This is a genomic window from Sphingomonas sp. ABOLE (genome assembly GCF_003950455.1).
Classification (GTDB): Bacteria; Pseudomonadota; Alphaproteobacteria; order Sphingomonadales; family Sphingomonadaceae; genus Sphingomonas; species Sphingomonas trueperi.
In genome coordinates this window covers 59,447-78,858 of sequence record NZ_QQWY01000005.1, presented here as the reverse complement: position 1 = coordinate 78,858, position 19,412 = coordinate 59,447, and the positions used below count along the sequence as shown (strand labels likewise).

18 protein-coding genes are annotated in these 19,412 nt (G+C 68.4%); 9 read left to right on the top strand and 9 right to left on the bottom strand.

Annotated features, from left to right (window positions below):
* Positions 1-35: 35 nt before the first annotated feature.
* Positions 36-2,456: an HAD family hydrolase gene (locus tag CA234_RS04750; RefSeq protein WP_125971915.1), complete on the bottom strand. Its 2,421-nt coding sequence runs from the start codon at positions 2,454-2,456 to the stop codon at positions 36-38.
* Between the two features lie 113 nt (positions 2,457-2,569).
* Here CA234_RS04750 and CA234_RS04745 point away from each other — a divergent pair, with 113 nt between their 5' ends.
* From CA234_RS04745 to CA234_RS04735, 3 genes are all read left to right on the top strand, one after another.
* Entirely contained in the window at positions 2,570-2,956 is a 387-nt protein-coding gene (locus CA234_RS04745; protein ID WP_125971917.1) for a flagellar biosynthesis regulator FlaF, read from the top strand.
* Positions 2,957-3,552: 596 nt separating this feature from the next.
* Positions 3,553-3,834 carry a hypothetical protein gene (locus tag CA234_RS04740; RefSeq protein ID WP_125971919.1) on the top strand — a complete coding sequence of 94 codons (282 nt, stop codon included), beginning with the start codon at positions 3,553-3,555 and terminating at the stop codon, positions 3,832-3,834.
* Between the two features lie 120 nt (positions 3,835-3,954).
* Positions 3,955-4,302 (top strand): hypothetical protein, encoded by a 348-nt coding sequence (locus CA234_RS04735; RefSeq protein WP_241213244.1) that lies wholly within the window; start codon positions 3,955-3,957, stop codon positions 4,300-4,302.
* A 1-nt stretch (position 4,303) separates the two neighbouring features.
* On the opposite strand, the gene CA234_RS04730 is transcribed toward CA234_RS04735, so the two are convergent.
* Both CA234_RS04730 and CA234_RS04725 read right to left on the bottom strand, forming a co-directional pair.
* Positions 4,304-4,918 (bottom strand): response regulator, encoded by a 615-nt coding sequence (locus tag CA234_RS04730; protein ID WP_125971921.1) that lies wholly within the window; start codon positions 4,916-4,918, stop codon positions 4,304-4,306.
* Positions 4,918-7,584 (bottom strand): PAS domain S-box protein, encoded by a 2,667-nt coding sequence (locus CA234_RS04725; RefSeq protein WP_125971923.1) that lies wholly within the window; start codon positions 7,582-7,584, stop codon positions 4,918-4,920. The genes CA234_RS04730 and CA234_RS04725 overlap by 1 nt, the downstream gene beginning before the upstream one ends.
* 263 nt (positions 7,585-7,847) lie before the next feature.
* Between CA234_RS04725 and CA234_RS04720 the strand changes: the two genes are divergently transcribed.
* The 3 genes from CA234_RS04720 (at position 7,848) to CA234_RS04710 (ending at position 11,033) form a co-directional block, all read left to right on the top strand.
* Positions 7,848-9,248: an amidohydrolase gene (locus tag CA234_RS04720; RefSeq protein WP_125972165.1), complete on the top strand. Its 1,401-nt coding sequence runs from the start codon at positions 7,848-7,850 to the stop codon at positions 9,246-9,248.
* The gene (locus CA234_RS04715) at positions 9,245-10,555 is read left to right on the top strand and encodes an amidohydrolase family protein (RefSeq protein ID WP_241213243.1); all 1,311 of its coding nucleotides are present in this window, start codon (positions 9,245-9,247) and stop codon (positions 10,553-10,555) included. The genes CA234_RS04720 and CA234_RS04715 overlap by 4 nt, the downstream gene beginning before the upstream one ends.
* A gap of 109 nt (positions 10,556-10,664) precedes the next feature.
* On the top strand, positions 10,665-11,033 hold the full coding sequence (locus tag CA234_RS04710; RefSeq protein WP_125971925.1) for a hypothetical protein: 369 nt from the start codon (positions 10,665-10,667) through the stop codon (positions 11,031-11,033).
* 77 nt (positions 11,034-11,110) lie between these two features.
* Here CA234_RS04710 and CA234_RS04705 read toward each other — a convergent pair whose 3' ends face one another.
* Positions 11,111-13,576, bottom strand: a complete 2,466-nt coding sequence (locus CA234_RS04705) for a PhoX family phosphatase (RefSeq protein WP_126001034.1) — start codon at positions 13,574-13,576, stop codon at positions 11,111-11,113.
* A 160-nt stretch (positions 13,577-13,736) separates the two neighbouring features.
* Here CA234_RS04705 and CA234_RS04700 point away from each other — a divergent pair, with 160 nt between their 5' ends.
* Genes CA234_RS04700 through CA234_RS04690 form a run of 3 tightly spaced genes read left to right on the top strand, consistent with a single transcriptional unit; the run spans position 13,737 to position 15,171 of the window.
* Positions 13,737-14,291 (top strand): hypothetical protein, encoded by a 555-nt coding sequence (locus CA234_RS04700; RefSeq protein ID WP_125971929.1) that lies wholly within the window; start codon positions 13,737-13,739, stop codon positions 14,289-14,291.
* Positions 14,288-14,743, top strand: coding sequence for a hypothetical protein (locus CA234_RS04695; protein WP_125971931.1), 456 nt, complete (start codon positions 14,288-14,290; stop codon positions 14,741-14,743). The genes CA234_RS04700 and CA234_RS04695 overlap by 4 nt, the downstream gene beginning before the upstream one ends.
* The gene (locus CA234_RS04690) at positions 14,740-15,171 is read left to right on the top strand and encodes a hypothetical protein (protein ID WP_126001033.1); all 432 of its coding nucleotides are present in this window, start codon (positions 14,740-14,742) and stop codon (positions 15,169-15,171) included. The genes CA234_RS04695 and CA234_RS04690 overlap by 4 nt, the downstream gene beginning before the upstream one ends.
* Here the strand turns inward: CA234_RS04690 and gspD are convergent.
* From gspD to gspG, 5 genes are read right to left on the bottom strand one after another with little or no spacing between them, the layout of a single operon-like run.
* Complete coding sequence (gene gspD, locus CA234_RS04685; RefSeq protein ID WP_241213242.1) at positions 15,165-17,252, bottom strand: type II secretion system secretin GspD; 2,088 nt, start codon at positions 17,250-17,252, stop codon at positions 15,165-15,167. The genes CA234_RS04690 and gspD overlap by 7 nt on opposite strands.
* A 15-nt stretch (positions 17,253-17,267) precedes the next feature.
* Complete coding sequence (locus CA234_RS04680) at positions 17,268-18,062, bottom strand: type II secretion system protein N (protein WP_125971935.1); 795 nt, start codon at positions 18,060-18,062, stop codon at positions 17,268-17,270.
* Positions 18,059-18,409: a type II secretion system minor pseudopilin GspI gene (gene gspI, locus CA234_RS04675; RefSeq protein ID WP_126001032.1), complete on the bottom strand. Its 351-nt coding sequence runs from the start codon at positions 18,407-18,409 to the stop codon at positions 18,059-18,061. The genes CA234_RS04680 and gspI overlap by 4 nt, the downstream gene beginning before the upstream one ends.
* On the bottom strand, positions 18,406-18,909 hold the full coding sequence (locus CA234_RS04670) for a prepilin-type N-terminal cleavage/methylation domain-containing protein (protein WP_126001031.1): 504 nt from the start codon (positions 18,907-18,909) through the stop codon (positions 18,406-18,408). The genes gspI and CA234_RS04670 overlap by 4 nt, the downstream gene beginning before the upstream one ends.
* Entirely contained in the window at positions 18,909-19,379 is a 471-nt protein-coding gene (gspG, locus tag CA234_RS04665) for a type II secretion system major pseudopilin GspG (RefSeq protein WP_125971940.1), read from the bottom strand. Before gspG ends, CA234_RS04670 begins: the two co-directional genes overlap by 1 nt.
* Between the last annotated feature and the right edge of the window lie 33 nt (positions 19,380-19,412).

Sequence of the window (19,412 nt, the reverse complement as noted above, 5' to 3'; positions counted from 1 at the left end):
ACCGGTCGCTTCGGGGATAATGCTTAGGTGCGGGTTCACCGCACGCCGGGTGCATGCACCGGCGATGGTTGCCGAACCGTTTCCACGGGCGCGATTTCGCGGTTCGCGATGGGGCGGAACACCAGTGCAAGCATCATCGGCCGGTCGTCCGCGCGGGGTGGCGGGGGGACCATCATGAAGCCGAACTCGTCGGCACAGTGGAACAGGTTCGGCGCGACCTGCTGGATGCCCTCCAGCGAGGGCGCGGCTTCGATTTCGTCGAGCCCGGGGCGCTGCATGTCCGAGAGGAAGCGCTCCACCGGCATGAACACCGCGCTTTCCACCTGCACCCAGTCGAACAGCTGGCCGAACTGCACGCCCACCGAGAAGCGGCAGTCGCCGATCGGGATCGGCGCCAGATAATAGCCGTTGTGCGTGGGCGTGGCGGTGACGTTACCGGTCGAGACGTTGGTCCCGTCCGCCACGATCACCGGCACCGAGATCGTGCTGTCGACGAAATCGGCATATTTGAGCGGCAGCCCGAAGCGCTTCTGGGCGAGCAGGGCGAGCTTCACCGGCAGGCCTTCGCCATGCAGCTCGGCGGGCAGGTACATCCGCTCGGAGCCCTTCATGTAGAACAGGCCGCGCTGGTGCAGGCCATGCCGGGCGATGGCGGGATCGAACAGCGCGACGGTGTCGCTCACGCCTTCGTTGATGTCGTGCTCGAATTCGGCGAGCACCGCCAGTTCGTGCGCCATCGGCAGGTACATCAGCCGGCCGAGCACGGCGGCGGCGGCATGGCGCCACAGCGGCATCTCGTCGATCGCGGTGCCGCGCAGCCGGGCCGCGGCCTGCTCGCGCTCGAAGCGCAGCGTGCCTTCTTGAATGCGCTCGCGGGTCGCGCTCTGGCGGCCCTTGATGCTGTTCGCGGCCCGGATCGGGGTGCCGTCCGCCTGGAAGTCGACGGTGGAGCCCTGCGCCGCGGTGCAGATCTGCTCGAGGACCGCGACGTTGGTGGCGATCGCCTCCAGCGTGTGGCAATCGTAATCGTCTTCGCCGATCAGGCCCTTCTTGTCGCAGCCGGTGCGGAACTGCTCGCGCAGCAGCAGGTAACGACCGGCGACGTGCACCTGGAAGCGATCGCGCAGCAGCCCGTCGACCTCGTTCTGGACCGAGCCGTTATAGCCGAGGTCGACGAGCATCAGCGTATCGCCCGGCGCGGGATCGACCGCGCTGCGGACATGCGCGATCAACCGGTCCGCGAAACCCTGTCCGGCCTTGATGATCTGCTTCACCCGCTGGGGCTTGCGGATTTCGGCGACGAATGCCGGGATGCGGCCGCGATCCTCGGGCAGGTTTTTCAGCAGTGCCCGCGTCTCGTGCTGCGGGAGCAGCAGCTGCTGCGCGATTTTCCGCACATCGCTGCCGATGTCGAATTGCACATAGCGTTCGATCGCCTCCGGCGTGGTGAGCGACGAGGCGATGGCGGTGAAACGACTGATTTCAACCGCATGCGCCGGGCTGTCCGGCTGCGCCACCTGGTGGACGCGCATCGGCAGCAGGCCGTCGCGCATCATGAACAGCCAGTGGACGGTGCCGCCGCGCTCGGCCTGCAGCGCTGCCGCCTCCTGCTGGAGCCAGCGTTCATAGGCATGAAACACCGGGCCCATCACCGAGAAGCCGAGCGACTCGGCCGGATCCTCGATCCGCGGCTCGCCGACGGCGAGCGCAGCGCGATGCGGCTGTTGCGCGGCGATCGTGCCGGACAGTAGCGGGTGCAGCATTGCGCTGATCGAGGACTCCTGGCGCAGCCGCTGCTCGGTTGCCTCGGCGAACTGCTTGAGGTGCAGCGTCTGCACGCCGTACGGAGCCACCCCGGCGATGTCCGCGACCGGATTGTCCCCGATGTGCAGGATCGTTTCCGGCCGAACTTTCAGCGCCTTGAGCACATCGGCATAGAGGCCGTCCGTCTTGGATTTGTGATAGGTGGACGAGCAGAAGATCCGCTCGATCATGTTTGCGACCTCGGCGCCGGCGGCGCGCGCGATCAGTTCGCGCAGCTGCTTCTGGTCGAGATAGGTGTCGGAGACGATGATCACGCCGATGCCCCGGCGCTTGGCCTCGCGGATCAGCGCGACGGTGGGCTGGAACGCGAAGCAGTGCCGCGCCTCGGCGTCTAGCTCGTGCGCGACTGCGGCGGCGATCTCCGCCTTGCGCGCGTTCGGATACATCTCGCGATAGATCTGCTCGATCGACACTTCCTTGTGGCGATGCTGCATCATCACCGCCGTCCTCGCGCGCGTTTCCGCCCATTGCCGCTGGAGCACGGTCATGCCCGGCAGCGCGCCGAAGATGTCGACCGGCGCGTGGCTGTCGCGCCAGAGCAGCGTATCGAAGCAGTCGAGCGAGAGCAGCTTGACGTTCGCGCGCCCGTCGAGCGCGGACGGCAAGGCATGCGGAAGGATGAAGTCGGTCACGGCACTGTCCCTGGAAAGCGCCCGCACCGAGGGGACGCAGGAATCTTATAGGAAGGGGACGGACCAACCCGGCAAAATCTTCCTACAATGGCGGCAGGAGCAAAGGAGCGACAATGACGATCAATGCTTATCAGGCTGCCCGGAGCCGGGCCGAGACGCCGCGTGCTGCGGAACTGCGGCTGATGCGCGAGATCACGGGGGAAATGCTGACGGCGCACGAGGCCGGTCTGAAGGGCGCGCTGCTGATGCCGTCGCTGTACCGCAACCGCGAGATGTGGACCGCGTTCATGACCGACTGCGGCGCCCGCGGGAACACCCTGCCGGTGGAGCTGCGCGCGAAGATCATCTCGCTCGGCCTGTGGGTCGACCGCTTTACCAGCGACGTGGTCGCCGGGCGCGAGTCGATCATAGAGCTGATCCAGGTGAACCGCACGATCATGGAAGGCCTGGGCTTCCAGGATCGCGCGCCGGTGCCGCAGGCGACCGCCGCCGCCGCCTGAGCCGTCGTCGCAGCAGGGACCAGAAAAGCCCCGGGATGATCTCCGGGGCTTTTTCGTATCTGGCGGGGGCTGGCGATGCCCATCGCCCATTCGGAAATGCGGGGCAGCGCGTGCACGGCGTCGCAGCCCGACGCGGCGAGCTGATCGCCTTGCCGGCGCGCTGCACCGTGCTGCTGGCCGCCGCAGCCACCCTTTTCGGCCCCCTGTCGTGGCGGCCGCGTCGCGTATCGCACGAGGGCCAGGGATGAATGGTCCTGTTTTGGACGCATACCATTGACACGCGTTCCGACGCGGGCGACCAAATCTGCGGTAATGCGGTCACTTGCGATCACGTCCACAGGGCACGGCGTTCTACGGCGCCGACGGCAGTCTGGGCGATAGCGGCCTCACGCTTAGCGCGGGTGGTTATGCCCACCGCTTCGGGTGGGCAAGGTCGCCCCGGTTACCAGACCCGCGATCCGCGGCTGATGACCGTCGGTCTCCGCATGCGTCGGGCAGCCGCCAGCCGCCAGCCGCCTGCCGTTTCGCGTCGGGGTCGTCCATATCGAAGGCGGGCAGACGATCGCGACGAAAGGAATGGCGGGCATGACCGTCTTTTGGACCATGACCGCGGCGGCGGTGCTGCCGATGGCTGGTTCGACTCGCTCAACGATGGCCGCCGGGCCGATAACAATCCCGCATCGCTGTTCGAGCCGATCGGTCTCGCGAATCTGATGTTATTGTGTCTCCATATTGGCGCCAAGCGCTGCAACCGGCCCGGCTCGGTGGGCCCCGCGTATGGGTTCTGGCCAGCCACCGGGACCGACCTCTTCACCATCACCGCCGTGGGTCGCGATGTCTGCACCAACGTCGAAGTGCGCGTACGCCGCGCGCTATGAGTATGCTGACCTGGTGTTCAAGGTTCGAACGCCGTACGATCGGACCAAAGCGATACCTGTGGCCATCTGCGACGATCCGGAATATGGTCGGAAACAAACGCGTAACAAAGGTTGACGGCAATGGTGCTCAACGTGCTGGTGATCCTGATGGTCCGGGAGGCCAGCCTGCGCAGCCTGCTCGCCGCGCGACTGGCGCTTTCCGGTATCGATGTGGTGAGCATGGAGCAGGTGGATGCGGGACGGATCGCCCGGCTGGGCGGTGCTGCGCCGGTGCTGGTCGCCGATGCCGCGGCTACCGAGGACCATCCCGGTGGGCTCGCGGCGCTGGCGGCCGATCCCCTGTGGCATCGGCTGATCATCCTGGGCGGCGACGAAGCGGTCACGGCACCGCATCTCCACCATGTCACCGCCGAGGAGCCCGCCACCGCCATCGCTGCGCTGCTGCGCGACGGCGGCGCGGTGCATTAAGTCATCCCTTGGGGAACAGCCCCGCGGCAAAGGCGATTCGCAGCGCTTCGGACAGGCTGCGGACTTCCAGCTTCTCCATCAGATTGGCGCGGTAGATCTCCACCGTGCGCGGGCTGATGTCGAGCTCATAGGCGATGATCTTGTTCGATCGGCCTTCGATCAGCCCCTTGAGCACGTCGGTCTCACGCGGCGATAGTTTCGCGATTTTGCTCTCCGCAGTCGCCGTCCGCGCGGCGGCCTCGCCATCCTCTTCCAGCTTGGAAAAGGCCTGGTCGATCACCTTGAGCAGGAATTCGGCCTCATAGGGCTTTTCGATGAAGTCGAGCGCGCCGGCCTTCATCGCCTGCACCGCCAGGCCGACATTGCCCTGGCCGGTGAGCACGATCGGCACGAACTTGGGCGAGCGATCCAGCTTGAGCAGCACGTCGAGCCCGCTCGAGCCCGGCATGTGAAAATCGAGCAGCACCACGCCCGCATCGAGCTCGGCCTCCTGCTCCAGAAACGCATCGCCCGAGCGATAGCCGCGCACGATCAGGTCCGGACGGACCGAGAGCAGGCTGTGCAGCGAAGCGCGTACGGCATCGTCGTCGTCGACGATGTAGATCGTTCGGGTCATTATTCTTCACCTTCTTCGATACCGGGAAGCGTAAAGCGGAACGACGCGCCACCCCCCGGCGCATTTTCCGCACTCAGCATCCCCCCATGGCCTTCGATAATGCGTTTGCTGATCGAAAGTCCAATCCCCATTCCGCCTGCACCTCCCTTTGTCGTGCTGAACCGTGAAAACAGTGTTTCCAAGACATGTTCGGGGAGGCCGGGTCCGCTATCCGTCACTGTGATCGCTATCATCTGGTCGGGCAGCTTCTCGGACGTGATCGTGATCTGTCGATCATCGGGCTCGACAAGCTTTAATGCCTGCACGGCATTGCGCAACAGGTTAACGAGAACTTGCTGTACCTGGATGCGGTCGGCCAGAATGAAGCGCGCGGTGGGATCGAGATGGAAGCTCACCCGCAGGTTGAAGTGGCCGGTGCCGACCAGCACCAGCTCGACCGCGTCGCGCACCGTGCGCTCGACCGATTCCACCCGCATCTCCACTTCGCCACGGGCGACGAAGGCGCGCAGGCGGCGGATGATCTCGCCGGCGCGCTGGGTCTGTTCCGACCCCATGCGCAGCAGATCGGTGACGCGGGGCCCGCCTTCGCCGCGTTCGATCAGCATGCGCGCGGCGGCGAGGAAGTTGGCGGTGGCGCTCAGCGGCTGGTTGAGCTCGTGCGCGAGGTCGGCGGCCATCTCGCTCATCGCGCTCTGGCGGGAGACATGCGCGATCTCGTTGTTGAGCTCGCTCAGCCGCTGCTCGGTGGCGACGCGCTCGGTGAGGTCGCGGACAAAGACCGTGATCAGCAGATGGCCGTCGCTGCGCGCGGCGCCGGCGCGCATCTCGGCCGGGAAGCGGCGCCCGTCGGCGGTCTGCGCGGTGCCGACGAGCACTTCGCCGACCAGGCCTTCGCCGGTCTGGACGAAGCGGTGCAGCACTTCCTGATCGGTCTCCACCTCGTCGGCGGGGATCAGCATGGTGAAGTCGCGGCCGACGACTTCCGAGGCGCGATAGCCCCAAAGCTCCTCGGCGGCGGCGCTGAACTGCAGGATCGATCCGTCACCGGAGAGCACGATCATCGCGTCCGGCACGGTTTCCAGCACCGTCCGCAGCTGTGCCTCGCGCCGGCGCAGTGCCGCTTCGTGTTCGTCGCGCTCGGTGATGTCGAGCGCCGCGCCGACCACGCGGATCAGGTCCCCGGCGGCGTTGTAGAAGCAGCGTGCCGAGCCCTCCAGCGTGCGTTCGGTGCCTTTGCAGCCGGTCAGGCGATAGCGGAAGGAGAAGCGCTCGGCGCGTTCGGCAACGGCTTCGACCACGGTCGCGCGCAGGCTCTCCAGGTCGCTCGGCTCGATCAGTTGCTTCCAGGATTCGAAGCTGGAGAGCGAGCCCAGCGGCAATCCCAGCCGCTGTTCGGTGCCGGGCGACCAGTTGATGTGATCGCCGCCCACATCCCAGTCGAAGATGCCGAGCTCGTGCGCGGCGGTCGCCTGGGCGAGCCGCTCCTCGCTCGCCCGCAGCGCGCGCAGCGCCGAGACGCGCTCGGAAATGTCGAGGATGCTGTGGACGACGATCGCCCCGCGGGTGGGCGTGGCGGAGCGCAGCAGCCGTTCGATCACGTGCAGCTGGCTGCCGTCCTTGCGTTGCTCGATCAGTTCCTGCGCCCCGTCCGCGTCGGGCAGGGCATAGCTGCTGTTCCAGTTGGGGCATTGCGCGCGGAGCAGCATGTAGAGATTCTCGCCCAGCGCCTCCGCCTCGGTCCAGCCATAGAGCTGCTGGCAGCCGAGCGACCAGTGGATGATCCGGCCACGCGCGTCGGTCATCACCACCGTCGCACCGTCGAGCGCGAGGCTCAGCTCGGCGCGGGCGATCTGCTCCCGGCCGACGCGATTGACTGCCCAATAGGCGATCAGGCCGATTGCGAGGATGTTGAACACGCCCAGCACCAGGTGGCTGGTGATCGGCTCGCCATGGGCACCCCGCTCCAGCAGCAGCTCGATCGTGGCGGGCAGGGCGGGCAGCAGGATCGCGCCGGCTACCACCGTCTTGATCGCGACCGGGTCGGAGCGTTCGATCCGGCTGGATCGCTGCGCATCCACGCGCCAGTGCCCGAGCAGGATGGCGGCGGTCAGCGACAGCGCCATGATCGTGCCCGGCACCGAGGCCCGAAGGCTCAGGTTCACCGACGCGGGATTGTCGGACAGCATCATGCCGGTCGCCGATGCCAGCGCGAGCGCCAGCGGCGCGATCGCCACCAGCGGGGCGACCTCGCGCAGCAGTCGCCATTTGCTGCGCGAGGCGAAGGCCGCGATCGGCAGCATCAGCAGGAAGACGATGGCGTTCACGCCCGGTCGCCCGGCATGCTGCAGCCCGAGTGCGAGGACGCGGTCGGCGTAGACCAGCTGTCCCAGGTCGATCCACGGCTCCAGAACGGGTTGCAGGGTACCGATCACCCCCACCGCCATCGCCGCAAGGTAGGCGGCAATGGCGAAGCTCGGACGGCGCGTATGATCGGACAGCACGCCCAGCGCGACGAAGATGTAGCCGATCGCTGCCACCGGCCACATCGGATAGGCGCGGGGCAGGAAGCGGTGGAGGATCGGGATGTCGAGCGCCCAGCCCGCCAGCGTGGCGAGACCACACAATAACGCGATGCCGGCCAGAACAATGGCCGTGGTGACGTTCATGGACGGGGCGCTTCGGCGCGCCACGGTTCTATCTATTCTTCCAACGTGCAAACCACCTGCCCCTGCACAGGTCGAAGCCGAGGCCACGATGTGCTCAGCATCGGTTAATTTTCCACGAAAAGCCATAGGGAGATGCACGGAATTCCGTCGATTCCCGGAAGTGTTTCCAGCAGGTGCTTGCCAAAAGCCATGGGCAGGGCAATCAATTGGATGGGGACCATCACAAGAACATCAGGGAGTCACGCTTGATCCGAAGCTTCGCCATGGCGGCCGCCTGCGTCGCCCTAACCGCCTGTGGGGGAAGCGGCGGCAAGCCCGCCAGCGCCTCCTCCACCCCCGCGCAAAAGGGGCCGGGGCCGGGCAAGGGGTATAATCACGATCCCTATCCCTCCACCTATCGGCCCTATCCCGGCGTGCCGACGCTGCTGACCAACGTCACCATCCTCGACGGCGAGGGCGGCCGGATCGACAAGGGCGCGGTGCTGTTCCGCGACGGCAAGATCGTCGCGGTGGGCCAGACCCTCACGGCCGATGCCGGCGTGACGGTGATCGATGGGCAGGGCAAGTACGTCACCCCCGGCGTGATCGACATCCACAGCCATCTCGGCGACTATCCCTCGCCGGGCGTGGATGCGCTGTCCGACGGCAACGAGGCGACCTCGCCGGTCACCGCGGACGTCTGGGCCGAGCACAGCGTCTGGCCGCAGGATCCGGGCTTCAGCCGGGCGCTGGCCAATGGCGGCGTGACGACGCTGCAGATCCTGCCGGGCTCGGCCAACCTGTTCGGCGGCCGTTCGGTGGTGCTCAAGAACGTCTATGCCCGCACCATGCAGGGCATGAAGTTCCCGGGCGCGCCCTATGGCCTCAAGATGGCGTGCGGCGAGAACCCCAAGCGCGTCTATGGTAGCCGCGGCCGCGAGCCCTCCACCCGGATGGGCAACATCGCCGTCGATCGCCAGACCTGGGCCAAGGCGGTCGAGTACAAGCGCAAATGGGACAAGTACGAGAAGGACGGCGGCGAGGCGCCGGGCCGGGACATCGCGATGGACACGCTGCGCGGCGTCCTAGAAGGCGAGATCCGCGTCCAGAACCACTGCTATCGCGCCGACGAAATGGCCAACGTCATGGATATGGCCAAGGAGTTCGGCTACCATGTCTCGGCGTTCCACCATGCGGTGGAAGCCTATAAGATCGCCGATCTGCTGAAGGCCAACAATACCTGCGCCGCGGTCTGGGCCGACTGGTACGGCTTCAAGATGGAATCCTACGACGCGGTGCCGGAGAACCTTGCCATCCTCGAGAAGGAAGGCGCCTGCGGCATGATCCATTCGGACGACGCCAACGGCATCCAGCGGCTGAACCAGGAAGTCGCCAAGGCGCGCGCCTCGGCAATCCGCGGCGGCTTCGACGTGTCCGAGGCGACGGCGTGGAAGTGGCTTGCGATCAACCCGGCGATCGCGCTGGGCATCGCCGACAAGACGGGCAGCCTGAAGGCCGGCAAGATGGCGGACGTGGTGCTGTGGAACGGCAATCCGTTCAGCGTCTATACCCGGCCGGAAATGGTGTGGGTCGACGGGGCGCTGCTCTACGACGCCAAGGATCCCAAGCGCCGTCCGGTTTCCGATTTCGAGCTCGGCCAGCCGGGCGAGGGGGATGTGAAGTGAGCAAGACCCTATTTCTCGCCGCGGCGGCCTGTGTGGCGCTCGCGGCACCTGCGATGGCGCAGGACGTGGCGATCACCAACGCCAAGCTGGTGATCGGCGACGGTTCGGCCCCCGTCGAGGGCGGCACGGTGGTGGTGCGCGGCGGCAAGGTCGTCGCGGCGGGCCGCGGCGTGGCGGTGCCCGCCGGCGTGACGGTGGTCGATGCCGCCGGGCGCTATGTGACGCCGGGCATCTTCGCCGGCTTCACCCGGATGGGCATTGTCGAGGTCGACGGGGTCGGCGTGACCAACGATGCGGCGGCGGGCAGCTCGCCGTTCAACGCCGCGCTCGACGTATCGCCGGCGGTCAACCCGCGCGCGACCCCGATCTCGATCAACCGCGCCGACGGCGTCACCCGCGCCGTGGTCGCGCCGGACGTCAGCAAGGGCTCGATCTTCGCCGGCCAGGGCGCGGTGATCGACACGCGCAGCGACCTCCACGCGGTCGCCCGTCCGCGCGCCTTCCAGTTCATGGAATATGGCGAGAGCGGCGGTCGCGTCGCCGGCGGCAGCCGCCCGGCGGCGATCGCGATGCTCCGCAACGCGATGCTGGAGGCACGCGACTATGCCCGCAATCCGACGAGCTTCGCCGATCGCGGCAAGGACGCGCTGCTCACCCGCGCCGATGCCGAGGCGCTCGCCGCCGTCGTGCAGGGCAAGGTGCCGCTGCTCGTGCATGTCGAGCGTGCGTCGGACATCCTTGTGCTGCTCCAGCTCAAGCGCGAGACGCCGGGGCTGAAGCTGGTGCTGGTCGGCGCGACCGAGGGCTGGACGGTGGCGAAGGAGATCGCTGCGGCCGGCGTGCCGGTGCTCGCCAACGCGCTCAACGATCTGCCCGCAAGCTTCGAGCAACTGGCCGCCACCCAGTCGAACATCGGCCGGATGCAGGCGGCGGGCGTGCTGGTCGGCGTCGGCACGATCAACGACGACGAGGCGCGCCAGGCGCGGCTGGAGAAGCAGTTCGCCGGCAACCTGGTGGCGCTCACCCGCGTGCCCGGCGCGACCGGGCTGAGCTGGGACGCTGCCTTCGCGGCGATCAGCTCCAAGCCCGCCGAGGCGATGGGGATGGGCGAGGCGTACGGCTCGCTCAAGGCCGGTCGAGTCGGTGACGTGGTGGTGTGGGACGGCGATCCGCTGGAAATCGGCAGCATGCCGGTGAAGCTGTATGTCGACGGGATCGAGCAGCCGCTCACCACCCGCCAGACCCGGCTGCGCGATCGCTACTGGAAGCCCGAGGAAGGCGCGCTGCCCAAGGCGTATCAACGCTGATCAGATGCGTTCAATACGGAACCTTCACGATCGCGGAAACTTTGGCGGTCAGGTGGAACGGGCCCGGCGCAGCGCGATGCGCGCGCCGGGCGATCAGGAGTATCGAACAATGAGAAAGCATATCCTTCTGCCCATCCTCGCGGCGCTGGCGCTGGCGGCATGCCAGCAGGGCGGCGAGGCGACCGGCAACGCTGCGGCGGACAATGCCGCCGAGGCGAATGCGGTGGTCGAGAATGGTGCGGTCGGCAACAATGTCGCGGCCGAGGTGATCGCGATGAACGACGCGCAGCGCAACGTCGTGTTCATCCGCGCGATCATGGATGCCGGGCTGAAGTGCGACCATGTCGAAAGCTCGCAGCGCCTGGACGACCAAGACGGCAACCCGATGTGGCGGGCCAATTGCAGCGGCGGCGTCGCGCACATGGTCACCATCACGCCCGACGGCACCGCCAAGATCGTCAGCCGCACCGACCGGTGACGACGCGACGTTCTTAGCCGAACAAAAAAAGGGGAGGCCTCGAAGCCTCCCCTTTTCCTTTTCGGCGGCTTCCGCCCTCAGAGGCCGACGACGCCGCCGTCGTTCTTGGTGATCACCGCCACCGCCGAGCGCGGGCGGATGGTTGCCGCCACGGCGCCGCCGGCCTGGCTGTCCGGCCAGTGGCTGGTCGGGGCGGCGGGGGTGCCGCCTTCGCCCGGATGCTGAATGCCGACGAACAGCGTGCGGCCATCGGGCGTCGAGTCCACCCCGGTGATCTCGCACTCGATCGGGCCGACCAGGAAGCGGCGCAGATTGGCGCCCGGCGCGGCGCCGATGCGGGTCGCCTGCGTCGCGGTCGCGCCGCCCGAGCCGGTGTTGGTGATCGTGCGCGCGCCGCCGTCGCCCACCGTGCCAGGCTGGGCGGCGAGCATCATGCAGTTGGTCACGTCGGTATAGGCGCCGTCGTCGGTCTGCAGCCACATCATCGGCTTCACCTGACCGCCGGCATGGGTCGCACGGGCGAACACCAGGCCATCGGGGCTGGAGAAGTCGTTGCTGGCGTCAAGCGACGAGAGGTTGATGTTGGTCTTGTCGAGGTCGGCGCCGGCACCGAAGGCATAGATGTCCCAGGTGAAGCTGGTGGCTTCGGTATCCGCTTCCTTGATGCGGATGATGTGGCCGTTCGGGTTGCCGAACTGCGCCGTGCTGCCCTTCGGGTCGTTGTAATGGCGCGGATTGGCGGCGTCGGTACCGTTCAGCGGCCGGCCGGCGGCGTTGTTGTTGGTGAGGGTGAGGTAGATCTCGCCGGTCACCGGATTGCTGGCAGTCCATTCCGGGCGGTCCATCGGCGTCGCGCCCAGCTTGTCCGCGGCAAGGCGGGTGTTGACCAGAATGTCGGCCTGGTCGGCGAACGGATAGGCCGCGTTGCTGCCGTCGAGCCCGTTCTGGCCGAAGACGAGGGGCAGCCAGGTGCCGGAACCGTCCGCGTTGAACTTGGCGACATACAGCGTGCCGCTGTCCAGATACTTGTCGCCGATCGCGAGCCTGTCCGTGGCGTCCGCATCGGCAGCCACCCAGGCCGTCGCCGACACGAACTTGTACATATATTCGCGCCGGGAATCGTCGCCCATGTACCAAGCCGGCTTCTTGCCGACGACGAATGCGCCGGGCCAGCACCCCTCATGCCCCATGCGGCCGAGCGCGGTCCGCTTGCGCGGCGTGGACGTCGGAGAATAGGGATCGAACTCGACGACCCAGCCGAACTGGTTCGGTTCGTTGCGGAAGTCGGTGGTGGCCGCGCCGGTGCCGGCGCGCGCGTCCCAGCGGCGGAACAGGGTGTTGGCGGCGTCGGCGGCGACCACCGTCGACCAGCCGTAACTGCCCGTGCTGCTGGTTACGCCGTAGCGGCTGAGTGCGGTCAGTTCCTTGGCGCTGCGATTGGCATTGTCGCCGCTGCGCCGGAAATAACCGGCCCAGTTCTCCTCGCAGGTCAGCGCCGAGCCCCAGGGCGTGGTGCCGTTGGCGCAGTTGTTGATCGTGCCGCGACCAGCCACGCCGGTGGGGGAAAAGGCGGTCTTGAGCAGATCCGAACCCTTGGCCGGGCCGTTGAACGCCATGGCGGTGGCAGGCGTGATGCGGCGGTTGAACGTCGAGTCCTGCTTGACGGTCCAGGCCCGGTTCGCCCCTTCCACCAGCTCGGTCACCGAAACGCCGTGGCAGTCGATTTCCTTCTGCGCTTCCGATTCGGGGCGTGCGCCGTTGACGGTGGTGGCACCGGCGACATGCAGATACTGATCGTTGATGTTCTCGTGGTTCTGCACGAGCAGGCCACGAGTCGAGCTGTTGGGATCGCGGGTGCCGGTGGCGCTCAGGCCGTACCAGTAGAGCGCATCGCCATGGTCGCCGATGCGCTGGGCGAAATTGGTGTCGGTCCCGTCATTCTTGTAGGCGGCCACGCCCGCGGCGATCGGGTCGCCGGTGCGGTTGATCACGCTGACGGTATAGCCGGTCGGCACGGTGACGACGTCGAGCTTGTTCTTGGCGACGGCGGTGAAGCCCAGCGCAGGCGGGTTCACGGTGACGGTCGTGGTAGCAGTGGAGGTGTGGCCGCTATTGTCCGTCGCCGCAAACTGGAAGGTCAGGACGGTCTGCTGTGCGACGGCAGGCACGAGGAAGGTCGCGATATCCTGATTCGCATTGCTCAGGGTGACGGTCGGGCCCGCGGTCTGCGTCCAGGCGACCGCCGTGATAGCCTTGTCGTCATATGCGGTGCCGGTGAGGGTAACCAACCGACCGCCGCTGGTCGTGACGGCACCGCCCGCCGTAACGGTGGGCGGCACGTCCGCGCGAAAGCTGTCATTGCTGTCGCACGCCGCCAGCAGCGAACCGCCCATCGTCGCCGCCACGATCGCGCTCGATCCGCGCAGCAGCGTCCGGCGCGAATAGCGCTGGTCGGCGAGTTCGTTGAGCGTGACGGCGTCGCTGCGATTGGTATCCACATCGCCATCGCTATAGCCGAACGGCGACTCGATCAGGTCGGTCATTGGGGTCCCCTCTGTTGGCCGGGCGTGCAAGTCCCGGTTCGTGCCCGCCCATGGGGACCGCGTGTGAAACGGTCATGCACTTCGTGTGACGGATCGGCGGCGCCATGGCGGCGTGCATGTGACACTTGCCAAGGTGGCATCCGAAGCTAAGCGCAGCAGCATGACCTCCGATGTGGGCAATAGCGATCCTACGCCGCCACCGAGCCTCGCCAGCCGCTTGGGCGGCTGGGTTCGCGACCGGCGTCGCGGGCTGGCGATGGCGGATCGTGATGTGCCGCAGGTGCCCGGTCGCCGCTGGGCGATGCCTGTACTGGCGGGGCTGATCGCGGCCGGCCCGTTCGCGACGCTGCTCGGCGCAACGGTGCTGGCCGGTGCCGTCGAGCGCGAGACGCGGCGGATGGAGGCATTGCGCGCGCCGCGCCGGATCGCCGAAGCGCGGCGCGAGGCGGCGCATGTGGCGCTCTCTGGCGCGATGATGCGCCCCGGCCCCGCCGCGCTGCTGGACGGCGTAGCGGCAGCCTTGCCTGCCGATGCGGCATTGGTTCGTGCGGAGCGGAGCGTGGACGGTGCGCTGGCGCTGGAAGTGTCGGTCAGCGATCCCGACGCGCTGCGCAGCGCGGTGCGCCGCGTGCCTGCCCTGGCGGGCTTGCGCGACGTCCGGCAGCAGGAAGGCGAGGGGCGTACCATGGTGCTGCTGCGGCAGGTCGCGCCATGAGCCGACGGCCGATCCTGTTGGGCATGCTGACCGGGTTGTTGCTCGTGGCGCTGCTCGCCCCCTGGACGGGGGCTGCGCTCGGTCGTCTGGCCAAGGCGCGGGCGGCACGGGCGGCAGCGGCCGCCGCTGCGGCTGCGCCGCGTTCCGACGCGCCGGTGCTCAAGCCCGAACTGGCGTTCCCCCGCGCCAGCGCCGCCGCCGCCATCCGCGCGCGGATCGAGCGGCTGGCGCATGGCGGCGGCGTCCTGGTCGAGGCGATCACGCCGACGACCGCACCGGCGCCGCTGGTGATGATGGAGGTCCGCGTGTCGGGCCCTGAAAAGGCGGTGCTCGCGTTCGCCGATGCGATCGAGCGCGAGCGGCCGCTGCTGCGCTTCCGCACCTGGCGCGTTGAAGCGGCGGAGGGCGGCGGGGTGCGCCTCAGCGGCGCACTGGTCGGAGCGGTACGATGATCCCGCGCGCGCAAATCATCGCCTTGACCGCGGCGGCGCTATCCGCGGTGGCGCTGCCCGTCGCGCTGCTTCGGCCAAGCGCGACACCAGCGGTGCGGGCACAGCATGCGCTGCCGCCATTGTCCGCGCCCGACGAACCGCCGCTCGGCCATGTCTTCGGCCGGCCGCTGTTCACCGCACCTGGGGGCGAGAGCGAAACGCTACCCGCAGATGCGCCGCAGCTGACCGGGATCGTCGGCCGGCTCGGCAGCGATGCCGTGGCGCTGGTCCGCACCGCGCAGGGCACCGGCCGCAGTCTTGCGATCGGCGACAGCGTCGATGGCTGGCGCCTGGAATCGCTGTCGATCGACGCGGCGCTGTTCAGCCGGGGCGGGCAGCGCGCCCGCGTCCCGCTGCCCGCCGCCGACCCCGAGACGATGGCTCAGTAGATCCCGTCTATCTCCACCTTCAGCCGCGCGGGCGGCGGGGCAAGGAGCAGGCTGTTGCGCCTCGCATTGTCCGCCTCGTCGGCGCGCAGGCGGGCGTAGCGATCCTTGGCGGCCGCGCTCGCATCGGCGCCGTCGCGCAGGATCGTCGGCTTGAGGAAGATGAACAGCGTGCGCTTCTGGTGCTGTTCCTTGCGACCCTTGAACAGTTCGCCGATCAGCGGGATGTTGCCGAGCACCGGCACCTGCTGGCGCACGTCCTGGTAATCGTCGCTGGTCAGGCCGCCGAGCACGATCGTTGAGCCGTTGTCGGCGAGCACCGTTGTGTTGATCGCGCGCTTGTTGGTGATCAGGTCGCTCGCCCGCGAGACCGTGGTGCTGGCGATCGACGAGGCTTCCTGGTTCACCTGCAGGCGGATCGTGTCGCCGGCGTTGATCCGCGGCAGCACGCGCAGGGTGATGCCCACGTCCTTGCGCTCGATCGTGTTGTAGGGCGTCGCCGCACTCGAATTGGTGAGGATCGAGCCGGTGACGAACGGCACGTTCTGGCCAGCGATGAACTCGCCTGCGACATTGTCCAGCACGGTGATCTGCGGCGTCGACAGCAGATTGGCGCGGCTGGAGGTGCCGAGCGCCTGGAGCAGCACCGAGAAACTGTCGCCGATCTTGAAGTTGCCAGTCAGCCCGCTCGCGCCGGTGCCGAGCAGCGAACCCGCGGGCACGCCCAGCGCCGTGAGGATCGCGCCGAGCGAGGCGCCGCCGGAATCGAAAGAGGTGCCGGCACCGGTCACCCGGTCGAGCACCGCACCGCTGGTGCCGATCTGCACTGCCAGCTGCTCGGCATCGTCGCCGGTGATCTCGGCGATGGCGGCTTCGATCAGCACCTGCGGGCGACGCACGTCGAGATCGCGGACCAGCGGCTCGATCGAGGCGATCGCGCTCGGTGCGCCGCGGACGACGATGGCGTTGAGCTCGGGCGCGGGCTGCACCGTCAGGTCGGGGGTCGCGAAGCCCTTGGGCGTCTGCGGCTTGGTCGACTGCATCATCGGCGTGGTGGTGCCGGTGGCCGCCTGCACGCCGGTGCCGGTGGGAACCGAGGATCCGGGCGTGCCGTTCGACATGCCGGTCGCCGCACCCGACAGCGCGCTCTGGCTGGAGAGCCGCGCAAAGGGATTGGTGGGGTTGTTCGACAGGCTGTCGGCGACCGGGTTGTCGGTGCTGTCGCCCAGGCCGAGCACGCCGCGGAGCACGTCGGTCACCGTCTCGGCATCGGCATAGTTGAGCCGGAACATGCGGGTGATCGGCGTCGAGCCGCCCGGCAGATCGAGCGAGGCGACGATCCGGCGGCCTTCGGTGACCAAGGCAGGGGTGCCGCGCAGGATCACGGTATTGCTGCGCTCGTCGGCCGCGACGCGGGTGCCGCCGCCCTGGTCGCCGCCCAGCACGTTCTGCACCGCCTGCGCCACCGCCGGCGCGCTGCCGTTCTTGAGCGCGATCGCCGCGAAGGTCGCGCCGCCGCCGCCGTCGAGCTGGCGGATGATCGATTCGATCCGGCGGACATTGTCGGCATAGTCGGTGATGACGAGGGCGTTGGGTGCGGTCAGCGGCTCGACGCTGCCGAAGCTCGCGACCAGCGGCCGGGCGATGCGCGCGGCATCGGCCGAAGGCACGTTGGAGAGGCGCACCATCCGCGTCATCAGTTCCTGCCCGGCGATCCCGCGGGCGGGCAGGCCGCCGTCACGCACCGCGTTGGCGGCGGGGACGACGCGCCAAGCGCGGCCCGAGCGCACCGCCGCATAGCCATTGGCGCGCAGTACCGACTGGAACAGGTCCCACACGCCGTTCGGCGTCAGCGGGCTCGACGAGGTGACCGTCACCACGCCCTTCACGGCGGGGTCGAGGATCAGCGTGCGGCCGGTGATCCGCGAGATCTGGTCGGCGACGTCGGCGATCTCCACCCCGCGCATGTTGATCACCACGTCGGCGGCGTCCTGCGGCGCAGCGGCGGTCTGGGCGGCGACCAGCACCGGATCCAGGAGCATCGGCGCAAGCGCGAGGCAGGCGAGGGCGGGGCGAATCTTCACGCGGTTTTCTCTCATCTAGCGCAGCGGGACGGTCAGCGTGATCCGCCGTCCGTCGCGCAATATCTGGATCTGGGCCGAGCCGGCGGCCTGCGCGGCGGCGAAGGCGGCGTTGGCCGCCTGGGTATCGGTCATCTGGGTGCCGTTGACCGAGGTGATTACGTCGCCCGGCTGCATCCCCGGCGGCCCGTTGGCACCGATGCGGAAGCCGTCGGCGGTCTGGGTGGCGCCCAGCTTCTGCAGCGCGGCGGCGCTGTTGTCCGGCAGTTCGGGCGGCGGCTGGACGCCCGGGCCGGCACCCGGCGGGGGTGCCTCGCCTGCGGGGGGCGCCGCTGCGGCGGCCTGGCGCTGCTCGGGCGAGAGGCTGGGATCGGGGAAGGCGAGGAATTCGCGGCGGCCGCCATTGTCGAACAGCACCCGGTCGCGCTGGATCGCGGCGATCGTCGCCCCTTCGATTTGCTGGCCGACGCGGAAGCCGGTGGCGGGCGCGCCGCTCACCGCGATGAAGGCGGTGGAGAGTTCCGCCGGGATCGCCGCGACGATGCCCTTCAGTTCCAGCGGCAGCGAGGTCGGCTGCGGGGCATCGACCACCATCGGCTTGCCGAACGGCGCCAGCGCGATCGCGGGCGCCATGTCCGGTGCGACGGCGGGGCCGCTGCGGCCCGAGGGTACGGTGATCGCGCCGGTGCCGGCATGGCCTGCGATCCGCCAGGTGAGGCTGGCGAGCGCCACCGCGACCGAAACGACCATCGCCCCGGTCAGCAGATCGAGCGCGGTGCGGGTCTGGCGCGGGGTGAGAGCGAGGCGGGTCATCCCTTGCGTCCGTCCACGAAGCCGTCGAGTGATGCAAGCGGCGTCTTCTCGGCGAGCGGAAACACGTTGATGCGAACGCGGACAATTTCCGGATCCTGGGTGCTGCGCTTGTCGACCGCGATGCGCCAGCGCTCGCCCAGCATCTCCACCTGTGGTTTGCCATCGATGCCGGCTTCCAACTCGGCGAGCCGGTTCTCGGCCACCCACATCGCGGCGGCGCGGCGCTCGACCCCGCGAGTCGAGTCGATATGCGTCTGCACGGTGCGCATCAGCCCCACCGTGGCGATGGCGAGCACCGCCAGCGCCACCAGCGCCTCGATCAGCGAAAAGCCGCGCTCGTCGTTCATCGGGGCTTCGTAGGCGTAGGCGTCGGGGCGGGGAGGGCGCTGGCGCTCAGTCCGTCATAGCGGACCAGCCAGCGCTGGCTGCCATTGTCGATCGACGCGGCCATCGGCTTGCCCGATCCGTCGACCCCCAGCACCACCGGCGGGCGGGTGTCGAGCGTCAGCGTGATGCCGCCGGGAAGGGTGTGGGGTGCAAGCGCACCCTCGGTACGCGCCGCCATCCGGCCGTTCGCACCGATCGTCGCAAAGCCATAGCCGTGTTTCTCCGCGGTGAAGGCGACCAGCCGATCGCCGAGCATAGCGTCATCGGCAGCGGCCTGCAGCCGCGAGGCGAGGCGGCGAGCTTCCGATTCGACGCTCGGCTTGCGGCTGGCGGCGCCGATCCCCAGCGTCACCGCACCGGCGGCGACCCCGATGATCGCGAGAACGATCAGCATCTCGATCAGCGTCATGCCCGCCTGGGAGGCGCGACGCGCAGCGCTGTCGGCCCCCCCGCGGAGCATCAGCCCTTGCCTTCGATGTCGGCGTCGACGCCTTCGCCGCCGGGCTTGCCGTCCTTGCCGAACGAGCGGATCGTGAAGCCGCCGCCCTCGGACTTGTATTCGTACGGCTTGCCCCAGGCGTCGAGCGGCGCGGCCGAGAGATAGCCGCCCTGCGCCCAGTTCGCCGGCACCGGCGGGATGGTGGGCTTTTCCACCAGCGCCTTCAGGCCCTGTTCGGTGGTGGGGTAATCGCCATTGTCGAGGCGGTACATCTTCAGCGCGCCTTCGATGCTGGAGATGTTGCCCTTTGTCGTGGTCACCCGCGCCTCGTCGGGGCGGTTGATCACGTTGGCGGTGATGAGGCCCGCGACCACGGCAATGATCACGAGGACGATGAGCATCTCGATCAGCGTCAGCCCGGCTTCGTGCTCGCCGATCTGGCGGAGCTTGCGCGGGGCGCGCTGCGATGCGATGTCACAAAATGGTTTCAAACTTATGCGCATCCCTGCCTCATGCGTCCTACC